Source organism: Frankia sp. AgPm24 (assembly GCF_023243055.1).
Lineage (GTDB): Bacteria > Actinomycetota > Actinomycetes > Frankiales > Frankiaceae > Frankia > Frankia umida.
This window is the reverse complement of the sequence record NZ_JALKFW010000001.1, coordinates 89170-113068: the sequence shown is the minus strand read 5'-3', so window position 1 is coordinate 113068 and position 23899 is coordinate 89170. Positions and strand designations below refer to the sequence as shown.

The 23899-nt window shown below is 73.1% G+C and carries 17 protein-coding genes and 1 tRNA gene; 13 read left to right on the top strand and 5 right to left on the bottom strand.

Going from position 1 to position 23899, the window contains the following annotated elements:
- Positions 1–71 precede the first annotated feature (71 nt).
- On the top strand, positions 72–4259 hold the full coding sequence (locus tag MXD61_RS00495) for an Rne/Rng family ribonuclease (protein WP_248810681.1): 4188 nt from the start codon (positions 72–74) through the stop codon (positions 4257–4259).
- Positions 4260–4389: 130 nt separating this feature from the next.
- Here MXD61_RS00495 and MXD61_RS00490 read toward each other — a convergent pair whose 3' ends face one another.
- Positions 4390–5061 (bottom strand): MFS transporter, encoded by a 672-nt coding sequence (locus MXD61_RS00490; RefSeq protein ID WP_248810680.1) that lies wholly within the window; start codon positions 5059–5061, stop codon positions 4390–4392.
- A gap of 402 nt (positions 5062–5463) precedes the next feature.
- Here MXD61_RS00490 and rplU point away from each other — a divergent pair, with 402 nt between their 5' ends.
- The 4 genes from rplU (at position 5464) to proB (ending at position 9033) form a co-directional block, all read left to right on the top strand.
- Complete coding sequence (gene rplU, locus MXD61_RS00485) at positions 5464–5781, top strand: 50S ribosomal protein L21 (RefSeq protein ID WP_163548120.1); 318 nt, start codon at positions 5464–5466, stop codon at positions 5779–5781.
- Between the two features lie 5 nt (positions 5782–5786).
- Positions 5787–6056 (top strand): 50S ribosomal protein L27, encoded by a 270-nt coding sequence (gene rpmA / locus MXD61_RS00480; protein ID WP_163548119.1) that lies wholly within the window; start codon positions 5787–5789, stop codon positions 6054–6056.
- Positions 6057–6217: 161 nt separating this feature from the next.
- Positions 6218–7837 (top strand): GTPase ObgE, encoded by a 1620-nt coding sequence (obgE, locus tag MXD61_RS00475; RefSeq protein ID WP_248810679.1) that lies wholly within the window; start codon positions 6218–6220, stop codon positions 7835–7837.
- Between the two features lie 74 nt (positions 7838–7911).
- Positions 7912–9033 (top strand): glutamate 5-kinase, encoded by a 1122-nt coding sequence (gene proB, locus MXD61_RS00470; RefSeq protein ID WP_248810678.1) that lies wholly within the window; start codon positions 7912–7914, stop codon positions 9031–9033.
- A gap of 38 nt (positions 9034–9071) precedes the next feature.
- Here the strand turns inward: proB and MXD61_RS27820 are convergent, their stop codons facing one another.
- Both MXD61_RS27820 and MXD61_RS00455 read right to left on the bottom strand, forming a co-directional pair.
- Positions 9072–12314, bottom strand: a complete 3243-nt coding sequence (locus MXD61_RS27820; RefSeq protein WP_285223107.1) for an AAA family ATPase — start codon at positions 12312–12314, stop codon at positions 9072–9074.
- A complete protein-coding gene (locus MXD61_RS00455) occupies positions 12314–13552 on the bottom strand; it encodes an exonuclease subunit SbcD (RefSeq protein WP_248810677.1) in 1239 nt (412 codons plus the stop codon). Before MXD61_RS00455 ends, MXD61_RS27820 begins: the two co-directional genes overlap by 1 nt.
- A 197-nt stretch (positions 13553–13749) precedes the next feature.
- On the opposite strand from MXD61_RS00455, the gene MXD61_RS00450 reads away from it, so the two are divergent.
- The 4 genes from MXD61_RS00450 to MXD61_RS00435 all read left to right on the top strand — a co-directional run bounded on the left by MXD61_RS00450 (position 13750) and on the right by MXD61_RS00435 (position 19378).
- Complete coding sequence (locus MXD61_RS00450) at positions 13750–15009, top strand: glutamate-5-semialdehyde dehydrogenase (protein ID WP_248810676.1); 1260 nt, start codon at positions 13750–13752, stop codon at positions 15007–15009.
- A 132-nt stretch (positions 15010–15141) separates the two neighbouring features.
- Complete coding sequence (gene aceB / locus MXD61_RS00445; RefSeq protein WP_248810674.1) at positions 15142–16767, top strand: malate synthase A; 1626 nt, start codon at positions 15142–15144, stop codon at positions 16765–16767.
- A 219-nt stretch (positions 16768–16986) separates the two neighbouring features.
- Complete coding sequence (locus tag MXD61_RS00440; protein WP_163548114.1) at positions 16987–17874, top strand: MoxR family ATPase; 888 nt, start codon at positions 16987–16989, stop codon at positions 17872–17874.
- A 64-nt stretch (positions 17875–17938) separates the two neighbouring features.
- Entirely contained in the window at positions 17939–19378 is a 1440-nt protein-coding gene (locus MXD61_RS00435) for a VWA domain-containing protein (RefSeq protein WP_248810673.1), read from the top strand.
- 85 nt (positions 19379–19463) lie between these two features.
- Here MXD61_RS00435 and pgm read toward each other — a convergent pair whose 3' ends face one another.
- Positions 19464–21113, bottom strand: a complete 1650-nt coding sequence (pgm, locus tag MXD61_RS00430; protein ID WP_248810672.1) for a phosphoglucomutase (alpha-D-glucose-1,6-bisphosphate-dependent) — start codon at positions 21111–21113, stop codon at positions 19464–19466.
- Positions 21114–21370: 257 nt separating this feature from the next.
- Between pgm and nadD the strand changes: the two genes are divergently transcribed.
- The 4 genes from nadD to MXD61_RS00410 all read left to right on the top strand — a co-directional run bounded on the left by nadD (position 21371) and on the right by MXD61_RS00410 (position 23453).
- The gene (gene nadD, locus MXD61_RS00425) at positions 21371–21970 is read left to right on the top strand and encodes a nicotinate-nucleotide adenylyltransferase (protein ID WP_248810811.1); all 600 of its coding nucleotides are present in this window, start codon (positions 21371–21373) and stop codon (positions 21968–21970) included.
- 118 nt (positions 21971–22088) lie between these two features.
- Positions 22089–22580, top strand: a complete 492-nt coding sequence (gene rsfS, locus MXD61_RS00420) for a ribosome silencing factor (RefSeq protein ID WP_248810670.1) — start codon at positions 22089–22091, stop codon at positions 22578–22580.
- Positions 22577–23278, top strand: coding sequence for a histidine phosphatase family protein (locus MXD61_RS00415; protein WP_248810669.1), 702 nt, complete (start codon positions 22577–22579; stop codon positions 23276–23278). The genes rsfS and MXD61_RS00415 overlap by 4 nt, the downstream gene beginning before the upstream one ends.
- 101 nt (positions 23279–23379) lie before the next feature.
- Positions 23380–23453: transfer RNA gene (locus MXD61_RS00410), tRNA-Ala, on the top strand.
- Between the two features lie 241 nt (positions 23454–23694).
- On the opposite strand, the gene MXD61_RS00405 is transcribed toward MXD61_RS00410, so the two are convergent.
- Positions 23695–23899, bottom strand: a 205-nt coding sequence (locus tag MXD61_RS00405; RefSeq protein WP_248810668.1) for a hypothetical protein, incomplete at its 5' end; no start/stop codon positions are given.

The following is a 23899-nucleotide window of genomic DNA, read 5'->3' as shown; positions in this document are numbered from 1 at the left end:
GAGACAGTGGCTTCTGCGCGGTCGCGACTGCACATGCAGCGCGCCCGGGAGCCCGAGAGGCTTCTTAACCCGTGCCCGACGATGACCTGACTACCCAGACCCAGACTGATCTGGAATCCGCCCGCCCCGCGCCACGTCGGCGCCGGGCAGCCGGACGAGCCGCCGGTGCGCCCAGCGAGCCACCCGCCGCCCCAGAGCCAGCCACGCCCTCGGCCGGGGCGACCTCCGGCCCAGCCGGGCCCGATCCCTCCGAGGGGGCGGCGTCCGCCGCCGTGCCCATCGGCACCGGCGGGCCCGCCGACCCGCCGCCCGCCGCGGCCGCCGGCGTCCCCGTCGAATCGGCCGATGTGAGCGAGGCCGCTGCGGCGCCCACCAAGCGACGCGCCCGTAGCGCTGGCACGACCACGACACGTACCCGATCCACCCGTGCCTCCCGGGCGAAGGCCGCCAGCGAAGCGGCCGAGGCCACCGAGACGGCCACCGTCGAGGTAACCACCGCCCCGGCGGCGATCACCGAGGCCCCGGGGTCAGTCGCCCCGCAGGCCGAGGTTCGCGACGCCGAGCCGGCAGGTTCGACCGCGCAGGCTCCGGCCGTCGCTCAGGCGGAGTCCGAGCCCTCGGCAACCGAGGCTTCCGCGGCGCAGGCTCCGGCGCCCGTGCGGCGGACCCGGAGCCGGCGTGCGGTCCGCGAGTCGGCGCCGGCGTCCGGCACGCCGGCCACTGACACGCCGGCCACTGACACGCCGGCCACCGAAGCCGCGGCCAGCACCGATGCGGTCGCTTCGCCGGCGACGCCGGAGCCGGTCGCGGCCGCACCGGCCGAGTCGACCGCGACGGACGCACCTTCGACACCGGCCGCCGAGGCCCCGAAGACGACCCGTCGAACCCGGGCCCGCAGGGCCACCTCGGCTCCCGTGAGCCCGCCGGCGGTGGCCGAAACGACGCCTCCCGCGTCCGACGACGCCGCTGCCGGTTCCGTCGCCGCGGCGAGCACCGCGGACGCCGCCGCCAGCGCTGAGCCCGTGGCGGCCGACGGTGCGACCACGGAGCCCGCGGCCGCACCGCGGACCCGTACCCGGGCGCGTGGCACCCGGCGTCGCGCCACCAGCGAGAACACAGACCCCACCGAAGGCGCCACCGCGGGCACGGCTCCCGCCGCCGCGGTCGCCGAGCCGGTTGTCGCCGAGGCCGTCCCGTCGGCGGTCGAGAGCGTGGTGGTGACCGGCTCCGTCGGCGCGCCCGAGGCGGACGCGATCCCAGCGTCGGCCGCAGCGGCCGACGTGGCTGACGAGGCCGACGTGGCCGAGCTGGCTGACGAGGCCGAGCTGGCCGACGGGGCTGTCGTGGCCGGTGCGGAAAGCGCGACAACCGGCGCGACCGCCGTCGGGACCGACCAGGATGAGGCGCCGGACCCGGCCGCCACAGTGCCGGCGCAGGACGACTCGTCCGCCCCCTCGGCCAAGGCCGCCGGGACGCGCGGTCGCTCGAGGTCTCGGCGGGTCGCCGCTCCTACCTGGACCGACGCCGAGGCGGAGCGGACGCCCGCGGCCCGACCCGCGGCTCGCCGTCCGGTCGCGATGGTGACCTTCCAGGCGCCGGAGCTCTCCGTCGAGCCCCGCTGGCGCCGCGACGTTCCGCCAGTGGTGCCGCCGGTGGTGCCGGTCGCGCCGATTCCCGTCGATGAGGTCGTGGCACCCGCCGCCGCGCCCGAGGCGGAGAACACCGCCAGGACCCAGGTGGACACGCGCGCCCCCGTCCTTGACGAGGACGACGAGGAGACCACGCTCGGTGATGTCGCTACGGGCGAGTTCGCCGAGTCCGACGTCGATGACGGCGATTTCGACGACGACGACGAGCAGGGCACGGGCTCCGGCTCGACGCGTCGGCGTCGTCGCGGCCGTCGAGGCCGTGGCCGCGCCCGCGGTGACGAGGACGGCCCCGACGAGTTCGGTGGCACCGGTTCGGCCGACGACGCACCGGCGGTGACGGACGCTGGCCCGGACGGGCACACCTCCGTGGAGGCCGACTGGGACGGCGAGACCGCCGAGACCACGGATGACACCGAGGACACCGCGGATCGTGATGGTGACGACGCCGAAGGTGACGACGAGCGGGCCAGCGGCTCGCGGCGTCGGCGTCGGCGTCGGCGTCGCTCCGGCGGCGACGAGGCGACCACCCCCGACGACCCGCCGAACACGGTCGTCCACGTACGCGAGATCCACCGGGACGACGACCAGGTCCGTGGCCTCAGCGGCTCCACCCGGCTCGAGGCCAAGCGTCAGCGCCGTCGCGAGGGCCGCGACAACGGTCGGCGTCGGCCGCCGATCGTCACCGAGGCCGAGTTCCTCGCCCGCCGCGAGGCCGTCGAACGGCGGATGATCGTCCGCCATGCCGGTGACCGCACGCAGATCGCGGTGCTGGAGGACGGTGTGCTCGTCGAGCACTTCGTCACCCGCGCCAGTTCCGCCTCGTACGCCGGCAACGTCTACCTCGGCCGGGTGCAGAACGTGCTGGCCAGCATGGAGGCGGCGTTCGTCGACATCGGCAAGGGCCGCAACGCCGTGCTCTACGCCGGTGAGGTCAACTACGACGCCTCCGGGCTGGACGGCCGTCCCCGCAAGATCGAGCAGGTGCTCAAGTCGGGGCAGCCAGTCCTCGTCCAGGTGTCCAAGGACCCCCTCGGTCACAAGGGCGCCCGGCTCACCAGCCAGATCAGCCTGCCCGGCCGGTACCTCGTGTACGTGCCGGACGGCCAGAACGCCGGTATCAGCCGCAAGCTGCCCGACACCGAACGGTCCCGACTCAAGAGCATCCTCAAGAAGATCACACCCGAGAACGGTGGCGTGATCGTCCGCACCGCGGCCGAGGGCGCGAGCGAGGCCGAGCTCGCCCGGGACGTGGAACGGCTGGCCGCCCAGTGGGAGGACATCCAGCGCCGTTCGAAGAAGGCGTCCGCGCCGTCGCTGCTCTACGGTGAGCCGGACCTGGTCGTGCGGGTCATCCGGGACATCTTCAACGAGGACTTCACCGAACTCGTCGTGCAGGGCTCCGGGGAGGCCCGGATCATCGAGGAGTACATCGACACCGTCGCGCCCGACCTGCGTCCGCGCATCCGGCGCTACACCGGCACGGGTGACGTCTTCGCCGACTACCGCGTCGACGAGCAGCTCGCGAAGGCACTCGACCGCAAGGTCTGGCTGCCCTCCGGTGGCTCGCTCGTCATCGACCGGACCGAGGCGATGACGGTGGTCGACGTCAACACCGGGAAGTTCACCGGCAAGGGTGGCAACCTCGAGGAGACGGTCACCAAGAACAACCTCGAGGCCGCGGAGGAGATCGTCCGCCAGCTCCGGCTGCGCGACATCGGTGGCATCATCGTCATCGACTTCATCGACATGGTCCTGGAAAGCAACCGGGAACTGGTCCTGCGCCGGCTCACCGAATGCCTCGGTCGCGACCGCACCCGCCACCAGGTCGCCGAGGTCACCAGCCTCGGCCTGGTCCAGATGACCCGTAAGCGGGTCGGCCAGGGCCTGCTCGAGGCCTACAGCGAGCAGTGCGTGCACTGCAACGGCCGCGGGGTGACCATCCACCTCAACGGTGGTGGCGGCGACCAGTCCATCCAGAGCTACAACGGCCACGGCCATGCCCCCAACGGCCACACCCCCAACGGTCATGGCTCGAGCGGTGCCGGCCACAACGGCCAGCCCCGCGACGAGCAGGCCCCCGTCGATCAGGAGCAGCCGTCCGCGGGTGTGTCGACGGCGTCGGGCGGCCAGCCTGAGGCGGCGACGGCCGGCGCGGCCTCCGGCGGCGGCGGTCGCCGTTCGCGCGGGGCGGCGACGCGGGCCGCGGGCGGTCCGGCGCTGGCCGCGGCGATCAGCGAGGCCGTGGCGTCCACCGTCGTCGTGGCCGGGGACGACGCCGCGCAGGCGGAGCCGGTCCCCCCGGTCGCATCGGATGCCGGGCCCACCGGCGGCGACCCGGTGGCCGTCAACGGCAACGGGCATCAGACCACCGCGAGCGTGACGCCCCTCGGGGCGGACGCGCCGCCTCCCGTCTACGCCAACACCGACGATCCCGACAGCCTCGCCGGTGCCGAAGAGGGACCGGCGGTGGACAAGCCGGCCCGTCGACGCCGCAGGGCGTCCCGACCCGCGTCAACACCGTCCACCGAGGCCGCGTCGACGTCGGCGGAGCCATCCTCGGTGGCCGCCACGGCCACGGCGCCGGAACCAGTCGATCACGTCAGCGGCTGAGAACGCTCCCCACCGCGCGGCGGACCCGAGACCATCGGGCCCGCCGCGCGGTGTTCGCTGTCAGAGATGCACGCCTGCCCAGCGGGCTCGGCGGTGCGGGCTGTGGCGAGGGCGGGCTGTGACGAGGGGGCTAGGCGGCAGCGGGCCCGGCCGGATGGCCCTGGCCGGCCGGATGGCCCGGTGTCGAGGTGGTGGCCGGTGTGGCACGGATGAACCTGCGACCCGCCGGTTCCTCCCGTAGTAGCAGGTCCAACGTGGCCCGTGACCTGCTCAGCGCGGCCTCGACGGCCTGGTGGGCGCGCCGGGCGTCGCCCAACTGCAGCGCGTAGGACGCGACGGTCAGCGACTGGACGAGATCATCCTGATCGGCGAGATCCGGACGCATCCGCGCGGACTGGGCCGACTCGGGCTGCGCCGTCGCCGCCGTGGTCGTGGTCGTGGTCGTCGGCATGGTGGTGGCCGCTGGCATGGTGGCCGCTGGCGTGGCGGTGGCCGATGCGGCCGTTGTCGAGGGGGCGGCGGTGAGGCCCCACGCGGCCGGGTCCTGACGCCGCAGGGCTATCCAACCGGCGGCGCCCGCGGTGGCCGCCAGCCAGCCGGCGCCGGCCCAGGCCGGCAGGCCGGCGAGGGCGGTCAGCAGCAGCCCGGTGACCATCAGGACGACAAGCGCACCGGTCGCCGCCGCCACGGTGCCGGGAACGGCCTCATGTCGGCGTGCGGCCGCCGTGGCTGGACGGCAGGCGGCAGCGAGCGCACCCGCTGCTCCGGTGGCGGCACCCCAGACCAGAAGCTGCCAGAGCATCCTCATCACCCCCGACATGACCAGGCCGGCAGCGACATCCGCGATCTCGACGGACGCCGCGCCATCTGGACGATTTATGCTTCTCCCTGCGCCGGGAGGTTCACCATGGCCCGTCCGAGTCATCCTCGAAATGACCCGCGGCGGGGGTGGGCGGGCCCCTACACGCCGTCCGGCCGGCTCCCGACCGTCACCCTTGTGCGGAGGACCTGTAAGGTGGAGGCCGCGTGTCCCACCGGGCCGGGGTCATCCCACCGGGGAGCTGAAGCCCGGGCATGGTGCGGTCCGGGCGTTCGTGTGGATTCGGCACGCGGTGTGGTACGCACTCAAGCTCCGCAGGTCCCGTGTCGCAGGTGGGCACGGTGTCATGCGGTCACAGCGGAATGACAACAGCAGGGAGATCTGGTGTACGCGGTCGTTGCCAGCGGCGGCAAGCAGCACAGGGTCGCCGTCGGCGATGTCGTCGACGTCGAGCTCCTTTCGGGAAAGCCAGGCGCGGCCGTGAACCTTCCGGCCCTCCTGCTCGTCGACGGTGAGTCGGTCACCCATGCCGCGGACGCGCTCGCGTCCGTCGCGGTGACCGCCGAGGTGGTCGGCGTCGTCAAGGGTCCGAAGATTCGGATTCACAAGTTCAAGAACAAGACCGGCTACCACAAGCGTCAGGGCCACCGCCAGAAGCTGACGCGGCTCAAGGTGACCGGCATCGAGACCGGGAAGGCCTGACTCCGATGGCGCATAAGAAAGGCGCGAGCTCCTCGCGCAACGGTCGGGATTCCAACGCCCAGCGCCTCGGTGTGAAGCGCTTCGGTGGCCAGTTCGTCAAGGCCGGCGAGATCATCGTCCGCCAGCGCGGTACCCACTTCCACCCGGGCGAGCTGGTCGGGCGGGGCAAGGACGACACCCTGTTCGCCCTGTCCGCCGGGCACGTCCAGTTCGGGTTCCGGCGTGGCCGCCGGGTCGTGGACATCGTCGCCGAAGTGGCGGCGGTCGCGGCCTGAGCAGGCCATCTGGTGGCCCCGATCGGCTCGTGTGACCGGTCGGGAATGCCACCTCGACGTGAGTGCGCGAGCCGCGCGCGTCCCTTCTGTTGCGGTCGAACCGCTTCGGTCGGGGTGCGCGCGGTTTTGCGTGTATGGAGCGCAGGAGAGAGGAGGAAGTGATGTCGAACTTCGTCGATCGAGTAGTGCTGCACGCGGCGGCCGGGGACGGCGGGAACGGGTGCGCGTCCATCCACCGGGAGAAGTTCAAGCCGCTGGGCGGCCCGGACGGTGGCGATGGCGGTCGTGGCGGTGAGATCCGGCTGGTCGTCGACCCGAGCGTGACGACGCTGCTCGACTTCCACTTCCATCCCCATCAGCGGGCCTCCCGTGGGCGGCCCGGCCAGGGCTCCAACCGGCATGGCGCGGACGGAGACGATCTGGTCCTGCTGGTCCCTGACGGCACGGTGGTCCTGACCGAGGACGGTACGCAGCTCGTCGACCTCGTCGGCGCGGGCAGCGTGTACGTCCTGGCCCGGGGTGGGCGGGGTGGGCGGGGCAACGCGTCGCTGGCGTCCGCCCGCCGCAAGGCACCAGGCTTCGCCGAACTCGGTGAACCGGGGGAGCAGCTCGACGCTGTCCTCGAGCTCAAGACGGTCGCCGACGTCGCGCTGGTCGGTTTCCCCAGCGCCGGCAAGTCGTCGCTGGTGTCGGTGCTCAGCGCCGCCCGACCGAAGATCGCCGACTACCCGTTCACCACCCTGGTCCCCAACCTGGGCGTCGCCCAGGCCGGCGATCACCCCCCGTACACGGTGGCGGACGTTCCCGGGCTCATCCCCGGGGCAAGCCAGGGCCGTGGCCTGGGCCTGGAGTTCCTGCGGCACATCGAGCGGTGCACGCTGATCGTGCATGTGCTCGACTGCGCGACCCTCGAGCCTGGTCGCGATCCGCTGACCGACCTGGACGTGATCGAGGCCGAACTCGCCGCCTACTCGGCGGACCTGTCGAACCGGCCTCGGCTGGTGGTCCTGAACAAGATCGACATCCCGGACGCGGCGGATCTCGCCGACCTGGTGACCGCGGACCTGCGCGACCGTGGGCTCGACGTGTTCGCGATCAGCAGCGCGACCCGCCAGGGCGTGCACGCGCTGTCGCTGGCCCTGGCCGCCCGGGTGTCCGAGCTGCGCGCGGCCGCGCCTGTCCCGGTCGCGACCCGCGTCGTGCTGCGACCCCGCGCGGTCAACGAACCCGACTTCGTGGTCACCGCGCAGGGCGCGGACGGATTCCTTATCACCGGCTCGAAGCCGCTGCGCTGGGTGCGCCAGACCGATTTCACCAATGACGAGGCGATCGGCTTCCTCGCAGACCGGCTGGCCCGGCTCGGCGTGGAGAAGGAACTCGCCCGGCTCGGTGCCACCCCCGGCGTCGAGGTCACGATCGGTGATGTGAGCTTCGAATGGGAGCCGACGCTGAGCGGCGGCGGCTACGTCACCGCCGCTGACGGCCAGCAGCCCGCGAAGGTCGACCCGGTGGTCGACGACGAGATCCACCTCGGGCCACGCGGCTCCGACGACCGGCTGCGTTCCTCGGTTCGCCTCACCCGATCCGAACGGATGGCCCGCGCCGAACGCGCCCGCGGTTTCGACCCGTCCGACCCCGCCGACCCGGTTGGCTCGGTCGGCCCGTCTGACTCAGTCGGTTCAGTCGGCTCGGCTGGCTCGGTCGACCTGGAGTCGACGGCGGATCGTGCCCTGGTGGAGGTCCCCGGTTCCGCGGAACCGGGCGGTCCGGCACCGCGGTAGCGCGGTCCCGGTCAGGAACTGGGCCCGGTCCGGTGACCGGGCAGGATGCCCACGGGTGGTGGAGGGTTCTGAACGTGCGCGGGTTCGTGACCGAGGCACAGCGGGTCGTGGTGAAGGTCGGTTCGTCCTCACTGACCACCGCCGCCGGCGGGCTCGACGTCGGACGGCTTGAGGCCCTGGTCAGCGCGCTGCTGCCACGGGTCGCCGCAGGTGGTCAACTGGTGCTGGTGTCCTCCGGTGCGATCGCCGCGGGCCTGGCCCCGCTCGGGTTCGACCGGCGTCCCCGCGATCTGGCCACCCAGCAGGCGGCGGCGAGCGTCGGGCAGAGCTCGCTGGTGCACAGCTACGCCGAGGCGTTCGGCGGCGCGGGGGTCCGTGTCGGGCAGGTCCTGCTGACCGCCACCGACATCATCCGCCGTACCCACTACCGCAACGCCCGCACGGCCCTTGACCGTCTGCTCGAACTCGGCGTCGTCCCGATCATCAACGAGAACGACGCGGTGGCCACCCAGGAGATCCGCTTCGGCGACAACGACCGGCTGGCCGCCATCGTCGCCCACCTCGTGTCCGCCGATCTGCTCGTCCTGCTCTCGGACGTGGACGGCGTGTACGACGCCAACCCGCGGCACGGCCCGGCGAACCTGGTCCGTGAGGTGCGTTCGGACGCCGACCTCGTCGGCCTGACCGCCCGTGGCACCGGCACGGCGGGTGTCGGCAGCGGCGGCATGGCGACCAAGATCGAGGCGGGTCGGATGGCGGCGTCCGGCGGGGTGCACGCGGTGATCACCTCGACGGCGAACGCGACAGCGGCACTGCGTGGCGATCCTGTCGGCACCGTCTTCTACCCGACCGGCCCGCGCCGCGCCTCCCGGCTGCTCTGGTTGGCGCACGCGACCGCCCCCGAGGGACGGCTGCGCCTGGACGCCGGCGCGGTCGCCGCCGTGGTGCGCCGCCGGGCGTCCCTGCTGCCCGCCGGCATCCTCGCCGTCGACGGCGACTTCGCGGCCGGCGACCCGGTGGACCTCGTCGACCCCGACGGCCAGCCTGTCGCCCGCGGCCTGGTCGCCTTCGACGCGGTCGAACTCCCGCGGATGCTCGGCCGTTCCACCGCCGAACTCGCCGCCGAACTCGGCCCCACCTACGAACGCGAGATCATCCACCGCGACGACCTCGTCCTGCTGCTACCCACCCGCTGACCAGCCGTGGACCGCGTGGAACACGGGTGCCGCTGCGGTCAGGGGGTGGTTTCCACGCGGCTGCCGGTGGTCTCCTTGAGCACGCGGATCTGGTTGGGGATGCGGGTGCGCAGTTCGGTGACGTGACTGACCAGGCCGACGAGGCGACCGCCGGAGCGTAGTTCGTCGAGGACGGCCATCACCTCGTCGAGGCTGTCGGCATCCAGGGTGCCGAATCCCTCGTCGATGAACAGGGCATCGAGGCGGCGGCCGCCGACCTCGGCGGTGACGACGTCCGCCAGGCCCAGGGCCAGGGACAACGCCGCCTGGAAGGTCTCGCCGCCGGACAGGGTGCGGGTGTGGCGGCGCCGGCCCGTCCAGGCGTCGTCGACGAGCAGGCCCAGCCCGGCGCGGCGGCGGCGGTCGCGGCGGCCGTCGGTGTCGTGCACGAGGGTGAACCGGCCGGAGCTCATCGCGGCCAGACGGCGGCTGGCGGCGGCGGCGACCTCCTCGAGCCGGGCGGCGAGCACGAAGCTTGACAGCGGCATGCCCTCGGTGTTGCCACCGCGGCCGGCGGCGAGTTCGGCGAGGTGACGCAGCTCGTCGACCTCGGTACGCAGCGGGTGCAGCGCGGTGAGGCCGGCCGTGTAGGCGGTGTGCAGCTCGGCGAGCTCGGTGGCGCGGAGGCTGGCCTGGGCGCTGGCGGCGACGGCCGTCTCGTGGGCCGTGCGGGCCCGCGCCGCCGCCGTCTCGTGCTCGGCCAGCGGCGGGGTGGCATCGGGATCGACGGCGAGGTCAGGGGCGGCGAGCGCCGTCACGAGGCCGGCAAGCCCATCGCGGTGGGTGCGGACCTCGGTCTCGGTGGCCCGCAGCCACGGTTCGTCGCGGACGGCGGCGCCGGCGTCGTCCAGATCGGTGAATCCGGCCTGGCGGACCAGGTCGACGGTGGTGAGACCGGCCTGGATGTGGGCGGCGCGGGCCTGCTCGGCGCTCTGTTCGGCGGTGCGGGCGGTTTCGGCGTCGTCGGCGAGGTGGCGGACCGCGTCGAGCCGGCCGGCGAGCGCGCCTGCCACCCGCAGCGCGTCGGGGATCTCGCCGAGCCCACGGGCGGCCCGCTCCCGGGCCTGGGCGGCCCGTAGTTCGGCCGCGGCCACCGCCGCGCGCAGCGCCGCCACCCGGACCGTCGCGTCGTTGAGCACCGACTCGGCCTGCCGCTGCGCCTCCAACGCCGCGGGCAGGTCGTCCGCGGCGCGCCGGATCCCGTTGACGGAGTCGGCCAGGATGTCGGCGATCATCGGCAGGGACACGCCCGGCGGCACGTTGCGGTCCGGGCCGTCGTAGGTGACGTCCGCGGCCCCGCCACGGGCGCTGATCAGGGCGTCCACGCTGGGCAGCCAGGAGATCCCGGTGGCCCACGGGTGGCCGTCGGACGTCTCGTCGAGCTCGGCCGGCAGGTCGGGGGAGGGCGCGCGGGTCAGTTCCGCGTGCAGGGCGCGGATGCGTTCGTCGAGGGCGCGGACGGTGCCGTCGGCCTCGGCGGCGGCGGTCGCCGCCTGATCGGCCTTCCTGGTGGCGTCGGTCTCCTGCTGCCTGCTGATCGGACGGGCCCGGACCTCGGCGGGGTCCGGATGCGCCAGGGCGCCGCAGACGGGGCAGGGGGTGTCGTCGACGAGGGCCGCCGCGAGCTCGGCGGTCATCGCGTCGACCCGCTCCTGGCGCAGGTCGTCGGCATGCTCGCGCGCCCTGTCGGCGCTCGTACGGGCGTCCTGGGCGGCGGCGACGGCCGCGCGGTGCGCGTCGACGGCGCTGCTGAGCCGCTGGGCCCAGCGGGCGCGTTCGGTCAGGACGGGCAGGACGGCGCTGGCCCCGCGGGCCGCCTCGACCCGGGCGATGGCGTCCCCGCGGCGGGTGGGCAGCTCGTCGCACAGTCGAACCTCCAGGCCGGCCGCCTCCTCGTGCTGGGCGGCGGCCTGCGCATCGGCCTCGACGGCGTCGCGGGTGTCCTGCTCGGCGGTGGTGAGCGCACGGGCGAGCCCGGTCAGCCGCCCGAGCTCGACATGGGCGTCGCGCGCGGTGGCCGTGAGCCGGGCGATCAGCGCGTCCCCGGTCGTCCCGGCCGCCGCGGTCGTGTCCGTGTCCGTGTCCGTGTCCGGGGCGAGGGGCGGGAGAAGGTCGGTGGGGTGCGCGGTGAGAGCCTGGTGGGCCTCGTCAGCGGTGGCGCGGGTCGTCGTCGCGGCGCTGGTCAGCCGGCGTAGTTCGGTCAGGGCGGGGGCGACGACCGCGGCGCGGCGGGCGGCGTCGACGCGGGCGGCGAGGGCCTCGATGCGTACCTGGTCGGCGGTGAGCTCGAGGTGGCGGGCGGTCAGCTCGCGTCGGCGCCGGATCCGGTCGGTGAGGTCGCGGGTGGCGGCCAGGGTCGACTCGGCGGTGTCGAGGGTCCGCCGGGAGACGAGCAGATCCGACGCCGCGGACCGCGCCGACACGGCGGCCGTGTCGGCGAGAGCGGCGGACCAGGACGGGTCCTCGGGTGGGTTCGCGGGTTCGTCGACGCCGGCGGCCTGGGCGATGCGGGCGGCGGCCCGGCCGAGCGTGGTGATGGCCTCGTCCAGGTCGGCGCGGCGGGTCCTGGCGCGGTCATGCAGCCACTGCTCGGTGAACTCGAACCGGCTGACCCGGAACAGCCGCTTGAGCAGCTTCTCCCGCTCGTCGTGCTCGGCATGCAGGAAGTCCGCGAACCGGCCCTGGGGCAGCATCACGACCTGGAAGAACTGATCGGCGGTCATCCCGAGCAGCAGACCGATCTCGTGGCCGACATCCTGCGGGCGGCCCGCGATCGTCTCCCACCCCTGGGCCGCGGCAGCACCGGCCATGCCGCCGCGGCCCGCGTCGGCGCCGGTGGACGGCCCCCCGTCGCCGGATGCGCCGGTGGAACGCGGTCGGCGTTCGAGGGTCGCGGTGGGATGTGTACGGGTGGTGGCGCCGCCGCGACGCGGGCGGTCCCAACCGGGTGAGCGGGTGATGCGGTACCGGTCGTCGGCCACGCCGAACTCCAGGCACACCCAGGGCCGCACCGATGCCGGCGCGTGGTGCGAGCGCAGGTCCGGGCCGCCGGTGAGCTTGCCGCGCAGCCCCGGGACCTCGCCGAACAGGGCGAAGCCGAGCGCGTCGAGCAGGGTCGTCTTGCCCCCGCCGGTCTCCCCGCACAGCAGCACCAGGCCGCCGCCGCCGACGTGGTCCAGGTCGAGATCGACCCGGCCGGGGAAAGCGCCGAAGGCTTCCAGGCTGAGGTGGTGCGGGCGCATCAGGCGGCGTCCTCGACGGTGCGGGCCGCCGCCAGCGCCGCGGTGAGCAGCTCCCGTTCGCCCGGTGACGGGTCGGTGCGCACATGGGTGACGAAGGCCAGGGCGATCTCCAGGTCGGTGCGACCGCGGGTACGCGCGGCGAAACTGCGCTGGTCGGACTCGCTGGTGGGCGGCTCGTGGGTCAGGCGCACCGCGAACGGGAAGCGCCGTTGCAGCGTGACCATCGCGTCCAACGGACGGATCAGGTCGGTGAGAACCGCCGCCACGATGTCGTTCTCGTGCGGGGTGTGGACGGGGGAGGCGAGCAGGTCCGCCAGGGTGCCGCGCAGCACGGTGAGCCGGCGTCCGACCGGCACGGGCACCGCGTGCACCGCCCCGAGCCCGGCCGGACCGAGCTCGACGAGCAGGGACGCCTTGCCCTCGGCGGCCTCGGAGAACGAGTACGCCAGCGGCGAACCGCTGTACCGGATGGCCGGGGCGATCGCCTGCGGACGGTGCAGATGGCCGAGCGCCGTGTAGGTGATGCCGTCGAACAGGCTCGCCGGCACGTTGCCGAGCCCACCGACGGAGATGTCGCGTTCGCTGTCGCTGGCCGCCCCGCCGGTCACCCAGGCGTGCCCGAGCACCACCGCGCGGCTACCCGGATGCCGCTCGAGATCGGCTCGGATCGCGCCGAGGGCCCGGCGCATCAGCACCGCCGGCCCGACGCCACGCCCGCCCGCACCGCCCGCACCGCCCGCACCGCCCGCACCGCCCGCACCATCGCCCGGGGTGTCGGCTCCGGTGGGAGCCGGCTGGTCGATGTCGGCAGCGGCGGGCAGCTGGCCGGCGGCGCTGGTGGGTTCCAGATACGGGACGGGATAGACGCGTACCGGGCCGTGCGCGTCCTCGACGACGAGGGGGCGGGCCACCGCGGCCGGGTCGGTGCGGATGCTGATCCGCGGATCGAGCAGGCCGGACTTGTCCCCGAGGCGCCGGGCGGCATCGTGGTTGCCGCTGATCACCACGACCCGGGCGCCGGCGTCGCGCAGCCGCGAGAGCGCGTCGTCGAACAGCTCCAGGGCCCGCACTGGCGGGATCGCCCGGTCATGCACATCACCGGCGACGAGGACGAGTTCGACCCGTTCGCCGCGGACGACGTCCACGAGGTGGTCGACGAACGCGCCCTGGGCGGGAAGCAGGTCATGGCCGTGCAGCGCGCGGCCGAGGTGCCAGTCGGAGGTGTGCAGGGCCAGCATGCGGATCACGGTAGGCAGCCGGCTGGACCCGGCCGGCACGGGGGGTCGCCCCATCCGGCCGCGTGACCGACCCGCGTCGACCGTCTTGGCGGACGGGTCGTGACGGCGGGCGGACGGCGTCCCGAACCGGGGTGGGCCGGTAGCCTCGTGAGGGCGAGGTGCGCGGCGGCACCCGCGGCACTGGAGGATCCCAGCAGATGAACACCTCAGCGGAGGACGTCCGCGACACGGCCGTGCGCGCCCGGACCGCGGCGGCGGCGCTGGCCACACTCAACCGGGCCGCGAAGGACCGCGCGTTGCTCGCGATGGCCGAGGCGCTCGGTGCCCGGTCGGCCGAGCTGATCGAGGCCAACGCCCGCGACGTCGAGGCGGCCCGGGCGGCGGGTACGGCCGAGGCGATGGTCGACCGGCTGACCCTCACTCCGGCGCGGCTGGAGGCCATGGCCGGCGGGCTGCGGCAGGTCGCGGGGCTCGACGATCCGGTCGGCGAGGTCGTGCGTGGCCGGGTGCTGCCCAACGGTCTGGAGCTGCGCCAGGTCCGGGTTCCCCTCGGGGTCGTCGGCATCATCTACGAGGCCCGGCCGAACGTCACCGTCGACGCCGCCGGGCTGTGCCTCAAAAGCGGCAACGCGGCGCTGCTGCGGGGCAGCGCCTCGGCCGTGCGGTCGAACACCGCGCTGGTCGGTGTCCTGCGGGACGCGGCCCAGGCGGCGGGCCTGCCCGCCGATGCCATCCAGCTCGTCCCCGGTGTCGACCATGAGTCGGTGAAGCACCTGATGCGGCTGCGGGGGCTGGTCGACGTGCTGATTCCGCGCGGTGGCGCCGGCCTGATCCGCGCGGTGGTCGAGGAGTCGACCGTCCCGGTCATCGAGACCGGCGCCGGCAACTGCCATGTCTACGTCGATGTCGATGCCGATCTCGACCAGGCGCTGGCGATCATTCTGAACGCGAAGACCCACCGGGTCTCGGTGTGCAACTCCACCGAGACGCTGCTGGTGCACCGCGCGGTCGCGGACGCCTTCCTCCCGCGGGCACTCACCGCGCTCGCCGAGGCCGGGGTCACCGTGCACGGCGACGAGACCGTGCGCGCCCACGACGACCGGGTCGTGCCCGCCACCGACGATGACTGGGCCGCCGAATACCTCTCGCTCGACCTCGCCGTGCGCGTCGTCGACTCCCTCGACGACGCCGTCACGCACATCCGCCGCTGGGGCAGCGGGCACACCGAGGCGATCGTCACCCGCTCGCTGGGGGCGTCCCGCCGGTTCGTCGCGACCTGCGACAGCGCGGCGATCATGGTCAACGCGTCCACCCGGTTCACCGACGGTGAGCGGTTCGGCATGGGTGCCGAGATCGGCATCTCCACGCAGAAGCTGCACGCCCGCGGCCCGATGGGGCTGCCCGAGCTGACCTCGACCACCTGGGTGGGCATCGGGGACGGCCACCTCGTCTCCTGACGGGCGCCGGCGGCGAGGCGCCGGGGGCGTGAGCCCGCTCACGGCACCGCACGGCGGGGTGCGGCAGGGTGCGGGCGAGGGCCACACGCCCGACACTGGCAGGAGTGTTCGGCGGAGAGGGTGAGGGACGGCATGGGCGGTCTGACCGGTGTGACCACGCGGGGTGTATCGGTGGTGCGGGACGTGCCGGGGCTGACCCCGGCGCAGGTGGACGCGGTCCTGTCCGAGGACGCCCTCGCGTTCGTCGCCGGCCTGCACCGGACGTTCGGTGCCCGCCGGGACGAACTGCTCGCCGCCCGCGCCGTGCGCCGTGCGGCGATCGCCGCCGGGGGGAGCCTGGACTTCCTGCCCGACACCGCGCACATCCGCGACGGGGACTGGCAGGTCGCGCCGCCGGCACCGGGCCTCGTCGACCGGCGCGCCGAGATCACCGGACCGACCGACGCGAAGATGCTGATCAACGCGCTCAACAGCGGCGCGAAGGTCTTCATGGCCGACTTCGAGGACGCCAACGTTCCGACCTGGTCGAACATGGTCGTCGGCCAGCACAACCTGAGCGAGGCCATCGCCGGCACCCTGGGGTTCGTCAACCCCGACGGCCGGCGCTACACGCTGAACGAGACCACCGCGACCCTGGTGCCACGTCCCCGAGGCTGGCATCTGCCCGAGCGGCACGTCCTCGTCGACGGCCAGCCGATCGTCGCGGCCCTCTTCGACGCCGGCCTCTACCTGTTCCGCAACGCGCTGGCGCTGCGCGCGGCGGGGCGCGGGCCGTACTTCTACCTGCCGAAGATGGAAAGCCATCTCGAGGCCCGGCTGTGGAACGACGTGTTCACCGCCGCGCAGGCGGAGCTCGGTCTGCCGGTCGGCACCGTGCGGGCCACCGTGCTCATCGAGACGTTGCCGGCCGCGTTCGAGATGGCCGAGATCCTCTACGAGCTGCGCGAACACTCCGCCGGGCTGAACGCCGGCCGCTGGGACTACATGTTCTCCACCATCAAGACGTTCGCCTCCCGCCCGGCCGAGTTCCTGCTGCCCGACCGCAACAGCGTGACGATGACCGTGCCGTTCCTGCGCGCCTACAGCGAACTGCTGGTCGCCACCTGCCACCGGCACGGCGCACATGCCATCGGTGGCATGGCCGCGTTCATCCCGTCCCGGCGTGACCCGGAGGTCAACACGGTGGCGCTGGCGAAGGTCCGCGCCGACAAGGAACGCGAGTCCGGTGACGGGTTCGACGGCAGCTGGGTGGCCCATCCCGACCTCGTCCCGGTGTGCACCGAGGTGTTCGACGGTGTGCTCGGCGCGGCCCCCAACCAGCTTGGCCGCCAGCGCGACGACGTCCACGTCACCGCCGCCGACCTGCTCGCGGTGCGGGACACCCCCGGCGCGATCACCGCCGCCGGCCTGCGCGGCAACATCAGCGTCGGGGTGCGCTACCTGGAGAGCTGGCTGCGCGGCACGGGCGCGGTCGGCATCGACAACCTGATGGAGGACGCGGCCACCGCGGAGATCTCCCGCAGCCAGATCTTCCAGTGGATCGCCGCCGGTGTCACCCTCGACGACGGCAGATCGGTCACCGCCGAACTGGTCCGCGCCACCCTCACCGAGGTGCTCGACGAGATCCGCGCCACGGTGGGGGAGCAGATCTACGACGGCGGGCGGTGGAAGGACGCGGCCGCCGTGTTCGAGGAGACCGCGCTGGGCGAGCGGTTCGTCGAGTTCCTGACCCTGCCGGCGTACGAACGCATCGACTGAGCGGGATCGCCTTGCCGTCCGGCCCGGGCCGACTCACCTCCCCGGGCCGACTCACCTCCCGGGCAGCCGACCGTGGCCGTGCGGCGCAGGGCTGCCCGACCTGTGCGTATCGGTCCGGGAACGGATGGTGAAGTACCCCTGTGACCCGTGTGCCTGGCACTATGGAGGGTGCGGGCATCATGGACGGTGCGGTGCTTGACCCGGGGACGGAAGGTGGCCATGTCGCTTCAGGAGCACGCATTCGCCGATGTCGCGGACGTGCGGGAACGCCTGCGCGCAACCGGATATCTCGCGGACGAGGCGATCGCCACCACTGTCTTCCTCGCCGATCGGCTGCGTAAACCGCTGCTGGTCGAGGGTCCGGCCGGCGTCGGCAAGACCGAGCTCGCCAAGGCCCTGGCGACCAGCGTCGGCGCCGAACTGATCCGGTTGCAGTGCTACGAGGGGCTCGACGAGGCCCGCGCCCTCTACGAATGGAACTACAAGAAGCAGCTGCTGCGGATTCAGGCGGGTTCGGGTTCGTCCGACTCGGAGGGCTGGCAGCAGGCCCACGACGACATCTTCAGCGAGGAGTTCCTGCTTTCGCGGCCGCTGCTCACGGCGATCCGCCGCGAGGAGCCGACGGTGCTGCTCGTGGACGAGACCGACAAGGCCGATGTCGAGGTCGAGGGTCTGCTGCTCGAGGTGCTCTCCGACTTCCAGGTGACGATCCCCGAGCTCGGCACGATCACCGCGGTCCGACGGCCGTTCGTCGTCCTCACCTCGAACGCGACCCGGGAACTGTCCGAGGCGCTCAAACGACGCTGCCTCTACCTCAACCTCGAGTACCCCTCGGCCGAGCGGGAGAAGGAGATCGTGCTCTCCCGCGTTCCCGACCTGCCGGAGAAGCTGGCCGAGTCGCTGGTGCGGGTCGTGCGGGCGCTGCGGGCGATGGAGCTGAAGAAGGCGCCGTCGATCGCCGAGACGATCGACTGGGCACACACCGTGCTCGCGCTCGGGTTCGACACCTTCGACGAGGAGGCCGTCGCGTCCACCCTGGGCGTGGTGCTCAAGCACGCCAGCGACCAGGCCCGGGCCATCAGCCACCTCAAGCTCACCGCGAACTGACCGGCAGACCGCCCGAGAGCCCGGCCGGACGACGCGTCCGCCGACGAACCAGGGGAGCGCCGGCATGAACCTGCTGGACCGCACCATCGACTTCATCGCCGCGCTGCGCCGCGCCGGGGTGCCGGTCAGCAGCGCCGAGACGGTCGACGCGGCCACCGCCATCGGTGCCATGGGCTGGGCCGACCGCGACGGCGTGCGGGCGGCCTTCGCCGCCACCCTGGTGAAGCGGCCGCTGTACCGGCCGGCCTTCGACACCCTGTTCGACCTGTACTTCCCGCCCCGCATCGGTGACGGTGTGAGCCTCGACCCGCGCGCCGCGGCCAACAGCGGCGACGGTGCCGGCGACGGCGAGCCGACCGAGAAGATGCCGCCGCCGGAGGAACTCAGCCCCGAGGAACTCGAGGGCCTGCGGCGGGCGCTGCGTGACCAGCTGCTCGGCGCGTTGCGGGACGGCGACGACGAGGCGCTGCGTTCGCTCGCCCGCGACGCGGTGACGTCCTTCGGCGGGGGCACGGGGGGCAGCTCCGGTCGCTCCTGGTACCTCTACCGGGCGTTGCGCGCCATGTCCGCCGAGACCCTCGTCGCGGACCTGCTCAGCGCGCTGATGGGTGACACCGCACGCGGCGGCCTCGCCGAACGGGTCGCCCGGCAGACCATCAGCGATCGGATTCGGACGTTCGAGGAGATGGTCGCCGCCGAGGTTCGCCGCCGGATGGCGGAGGAACGTGGCCTCGAGGCCGTCGAACGCAGCGCGGTCGGCCCCCTCGACGACCAGGTCGAGTTCCTGCGCGCCTCCCAGCGTGACCTCGTCGAACTGCGCCGGCAGGTCTACCCGCTGGCCCGTCGCCTGGCCACCCAGCTCACCGCGCGCCGCAGCCTCGGACGCACCGGTCGCCTGGACTTCCGCCGCACCGTGCGCGCGTCCCTGGCCACCGGTGGGGTGCCCGTCGACACCAGGTACCGGCCCCGTAAGCCGCACAAGCCCGAACTGGTCGTGCTGTGCGACGTCAGCGGGTCGGTGGCGTCCTTCGCGCACTTCACCCTGATGCTCACCCATGCGCTGCGGGAGCAGTTCTCGAAGGTCCGCGCGTTCGCGTTCATCGACACCACCGACGAGGTCACCCGTTTCCTGCGGGGACTCGACCTCGGCGACATGATGGCGCGGATCTCCGCCGAGGCGGATCTCGTCTGGTACGACGGCCACAGCGACTACGGCCACGCCATCGACGCGTTCGCCGAACGGTACGGCGATGCCGTCGGCCCCCGGACCTCGCTGCTCATCCTCGGCGACGCCCGCAACAACTACCGGCCGACCTCCGCGCACGTCTTTCGCCGGCTGTGCGGCCAGGCCCGGCACGCCTACTGGCTCAACCCCGAGCCACGCAGCTACTGGGGCTCCGGCGACTCGGCCACCGACGTCTACGCCGACCTTGTCGACGAGATGGTCGAGTGCCGCAACATCGCCCAGCTCGAGCAGTTCATCGAACGCATCCTGCCCTCCTGACATCCGCCAGGCAGCCCCGCCGCCGCCGGGCCGGCCCCCAGGCCCAGGCCGCCGGCCGGCGGGCTCTGGCCGGTCAGGCTTCCGCTCAGCCGCGGGTCAGGGCCGCGTCGACGAGGGTCTGGGCCTCGGCGAGCACGGTGTCGAGGTGGTCGGCGCCGCGGAAGCTCTCCGCGTAGATCTTGTAGACATCCTCGGTGCCGGACGGGCGGGCGGCGAACCAGGCGTCGTCGGTGACGACCTTCACTCCGCCGATCGCCGCGCCGTTGCCGGGCGCGTGCGACAGGGCGGCCGTCACCGGCGCCCCGGCCAGCCGGGACGCGCCGAGGCTTTCCGGGGTGAGCGCCGCGAGGACCTTCTTCTGCGCGGGTGTGGCCGGGGCGTCGACACGCCGGTAGGCCGGGGCGCCGTAGCGTTCGGTCAGCTCCGCGTAGGCGCGGCCCGGGTCACGACCGGTCACCGCGGTGATCTCCGCGGCGAGCAGGCAGGCGATCAGGCCGTCCTTGTCGGTGGTCCAGACCCCGCCGCCGCGGCGCAGGAACGACGCGCCGGCGCTCTCCTCACCACCGAATCCCAGGGTGCCGCCGATCAGACCGTCGACGAACCACTTGAAGCCCACCGGCACCTCGACGACACCGCGGCCCAGACCCGCACCGACCCGGTCGATCATGCTGGAGCTGACCAGCGTCTTCCCGATCGCGGTGCCGGCCGGCCAGTCGACCCGGTGGCCGAACAGGTAGTCGATCGCCACCGACAGGAAGTGGTTCGGGTTCAGCAGCCCCACGCCCGGTGTGACCACGCCGTGCCGGTCGGCGTCGGCGTCGTTGGCGAGCGCCACGTCGAAGGACCCGGCGAGCCGCAGCAACGAGGCCATCGCGTACGGGGACGACGGATCCATCCGGATCTTCCCGTCCCAGTCGGTGGTCATGAAGGCGAACGTCGGGTCGACCGTGGTGTTCACGACGTTCAGGTCAAGCTTGTAACGCTCGGCGATGGCCTGCCAGTAGACCAGGCTGGCACCGCCCAGCGGATCGACGCCGATACGCACCCCGGCGGACCGGATCGCGTCGAGGTCGATGATGTCGGCCAGGTCCTCGACGTAGGCGCCGACGTAGTCGTGCACCACCGCCGCGGCCCGGGCGTCGGCGTACGAGACCTGCGAGACGCCGACGAGACCCGCGTCCAGCAGGGCGTTCGCCCGGTCCTGGATGACCTTTGTCACGCTGGTGTCGGCCGGGCCGCCGTGCGTCGGGTTGTACTTGAACCCGCCGTCGGCCGGCGGATTGTGCGACGGGGTGATGACGATCCCGTCGGCGAGACCGCGCCCGGAGGCGGCACGCTCGCGGTTGTGACCGAGGATCGCGTGCGAGATCACCGGCGTGGGCGTGGCCTCGCCGTCCGGCGCGATGCGCACGGCGACGCCGTGGGCCACCAGCACCCGCAGGGCGGTGGCCAGCGCCGGCGCGGACAGCGCGTGCGTGTCGATCCCGAGGAACAGCGGCCCGTCGACCCCGGTGGACGCGCGGTACTCGCAGATCGCCTGGGTGGTCGCGAGGATGTGGTCGGCGTTGAACGAGCCGCGCAACGCCGACCCGCGATGCCCCGACGTCCCGAACGAGACCCGTTGGGTCGGATCGGCCAGATCGGGATGGCGATCATGGTAGGCGGTGAGCAGGGCGTCGACGTCGACGAGATCCTCGGCGGCGGCGGGCTGGCCCGCGCGTGGGCTGATCGGCATGAGCAGCGGCTCCTCGCGAGCGGGCGGGCTGGCCGGCGGACTCCGCAAGCCTAGCCGGATCGCCTGCCGGGCGGCGGACCCCGTCGGCGGCCTGTGGATGACCACCGGGTGAACCGCGGCCCTGTGCGGGACGGAAGCCCTGTGCGGGACGGAAGGTGGTCGTCGGCGGGAGGTGTTGTGGGACATCTCCCGACGCGGCGTGCATCGTGCGCATGCGCTGGCCGCGGGGTTACGGTCCCCACGTGCGACTGGGCGTGATGGGCGGGACCTTCGATCCCGTCCACAACGGGCACCTCGTGGCCGCCAGCGAGGCCGCGGCGCTGTTCGACCTGGACGAGGTCGCGTTCGTACCGGTCGGTCGGCCCTGGCAGAAAGCCCACCGGGAGGTCTCCGCCGCCGAGGACCGGTACCTGATGACCTTCCTCGCCACCGCGGAGAACCCGCAGTTCACCGTCAGCCGGATCGAGATCGACCGGGACGGCCCCACCTACACCATCGACACGTTGCGTGATCTGCACCGGGTGCGCCCGGACGACGAGCTGTTCTTCATCACCGGCGCGGACGCCCTGGGACAGATCCTCACCTGGCGCGACCACGACGAGCTGTTCGAACTCGCCCAGTTCGTCGGCTGCAGCCGGCCGGGCTACCAGCTCTCCCTCGACGCCGCCCTGCCACCGGATCGGGTGAGCCTGCTCGCGGTACCGGCCCTGGCGATCTCCTCGTCCGACATTCGCTCCCGGGTCGGACGGGACGCCCCCATCTGGTATCTGACGCCGGACGGAGTCGTGCGCTACATCGCCAAACGGGGCCTCTACCGCGACGACACGACGCCTCCGGGGCCGCTGGGAACAGGTTGAGTGCCCTGTCCAGGCCGGAATGTGACACGCTGGTGCCAGCCGTCCCGACCGTGGACGGTGTCGCGCCATGGCCGGATTGGGCCGTGGTGCGGCTGTGACCATTCTGGAGATCCCGAGCGTGACCGCTTCCCCTCGAGCCGTCGAGCTCGCCCTCGCCGCCGCCCAGGCCGCGGCCGACAAGCTCGGCCGCGAACTGCTCATCCTCGACGTGAGTGAGCGCCTCGCCATCACCGACTGCTTCGTCCTGGCCGCCGCGGCCAACGAACGGCAGGTCAAGGGCATCGTCGACGAGGTCGAGGAGAAGTTGCGCCACCTCGGCGCCAAACCCGTGCGCCGGGAGGGGGAGCGGGAGGGCCAGTGGGTCCTGCTCGACTTCGTCGACATCGTCGTGCACGTGCAGCGGGACGAGGAGCGGGGCTTCTACTCCCTGGAGCGGCTCTGGAAGGACTGCCCGTCCATCCCGTTCACCGACGCGACCGTCGGCGCGGGCGTGGGCGCCGGTGCCGCGGTGCCGGCGGCTTCGGCATCAGCGGGCTCGGTGCCGGCGGGTTCGGTGCCGGCGACCGAGTCGGGCGAAAGCACGGGTGACGGCGCGGTGGGCGCCGCGTGAGGCTGCTGCTGTGGCGGCACGGCCGCACCACCTGGAACGAGGCCGGCCGCTTCCAGGGTCACGCCGACCCGCCGCTCGACCAGACCGGCCAGGCCCAGGCCGCCGCGGTCGCGCCGCTCATCCGGGCGATGAACCCCGAGCTGGTCGTCTCCTCCGATCTGCGGCGCTGCCGGGCGACCGCCGCCGCGCTCGACCTACCCGTGCGCGCCGACGCCCGGCTGCGGGAGATCGACCTCGGCGGCTGGTCCGGGCTCACCGGCGCCGAGGCCGCCAGCCGCTTCCCCGACGAGGACCGGGCATGGCGGGCCGGGCAGGACGTCCGCCGCGGCGGCGGCGAGACCTACCAGGAGGTCGCCGAGCGCGCCGGTACCCTGCTCGACGAGATCCGCGCCGAGGGCCTGCCCACCCGGCCCGACGCTCTGATCGTGTTCGTGCTGCACGGCGGCACCGCCCGCTCGCTGATCGGCCATGTGCTGGGCCTGCCACCCGAACTGTGGTGGCACTTCGGCCCGCTGGCGAACTGCCGCTGGTCCCTGCTGCGCCTGGCCGAAGGCGGCTTCCGGCTCTCCGAGCACAACGCCGGCCCCCTGCTGACGGGTAAGCTCGGCGTCGCCGGATCAGGCCTGTCCGAGTCCCTCCTGCCAAGCCAGGGGGCCCCGACCGGGTCCGACACGGAGCCTGTACACTTGCCGAGGTAGCACAGCGGGGCGCACGACGAACTCCCGCCGGGCTGCTGAAGCAGGCGGGCAGGGCGGCAACCCACAGGGCCTTCCCGGTCTGATATAAATGAACAGCAGTTGGGGCTGTGGCGCAGTCTGGTAGCGCATCACACTGGCAGTGTGAGGGTCAGGGGTTCGAATCCCCTCAGCTCCACGTAAATCTGGTTTTTATTGCCTTCTCCCTTTGGGAGGAGGCCTTTTTCGTTACGTCATGTTGCCGGGGGGTCGAGCCCGGTCAAGTGTTGCTCATACACCATGGGCTGAGCTGGGCGTTCGCCCCCGCCCGATGGCCCCGGCCTGTTCCGGGCAATGCGTTGATCTTTGCTGTCAGAGCCGGTCAGCCTGGTCTGTCCGTGTCTGGTGGCTGGCCGCTGTGCCCGCCAATGCTCCCCTGATCATTGATCGGGGTGGGTGAGGCGGTCTCGTTCGTCGTCGATCGTCTGCGCCTGGGCGTGCCTGCCCATGGCGCGGAGTAGATCCGACTGGTTGTTCAGCGACCTGGTGAGACCGGTGAGATGGACGGCGGGCCGGTCGGCGGCCAGCCGGCGGCGGATCGTGACGGCTTCTTCGATCGCGGCCAGGGCCTGTTCCGGGCGCCCC

Bases quoted from the DNA above. Each gene is read 5' to 3' on its own strand.
- aceB (WP_248810674.1), top strand. From the start codon at position 15,142: ATGGGCGGTCTGACCGGTGTGACCACGCGGGGTGTATCGGTGGTGCGG.
- MXD61_RS00490 (WP_248810680.1), bottom strand. From the start codon at position 5,061: ATGCTCTGGCAGCTTCTGGTCTGGGGTGCCGCCACCGGAGCAGCGGGT.
- MXD61_RS00450 (WP_248810676.1), top strand. From the start codon at position 13,750: ATGAACACCTCAGCGGAGGACGTCCGCGACACGGCCGTGCGCGCCCGG.
- MXD61_RS00435 (WP_248810673.1), top strand. From the start codon at position 17,939: ATGAACCTGCTGGACCGCACCATCGACTTCATCGCCGCGCTGCGCCGC.
- rpmA (WP_163548119.1), top strand. From the start codon at position 5,787: ATGGCGCATAAGAAAGGCGCGAGCTCCTCGCGCAACGGTCGGGATTCC.
- obgE (WP_248810679.1), top strand. From the start codon at position 6,218: ATGTCGAACTTCGTCGATCGAGTAGTGCTGCACGCGGCGGCCGGGGAC.
- nadD (WP_248810811.1), top strand. From the start codon at position 21,371: ATGGGCGGGACCTTCGATCCCGTCCACAACGGGCACCTCGTGGCCGCC.
- MXD61_RS00455 (WP_248810677.1), bottom strand. From the start codon at position 13,552: ATGCTGGCCCTGCACACCTCCGACTGGCACCTCGGCCGCGCGCTGCAC.
- MXD61_RS27820 (WP_285223107.1), bottom strand. From the start codon at position 12,314: ATGCGCCCGCACCACCTCAGCCTGGAAGCCTTCGGCGCTTTCCCCGGC.
- MXD61_RS00440 (WP_163548114.1), top strand. From the start codon at position 16,987: ATGTCGCTTCAGGAGCACGCATTCGCCGATGTCGCGGACGTGCGGGAA.
- pgm (WP_248810672.1), bottom strand. From the start codon at position 21,113: ATGCCGATCAGCCCACGCGCGGGCCAGCCCGCCGCCGCCGAGGATCTC.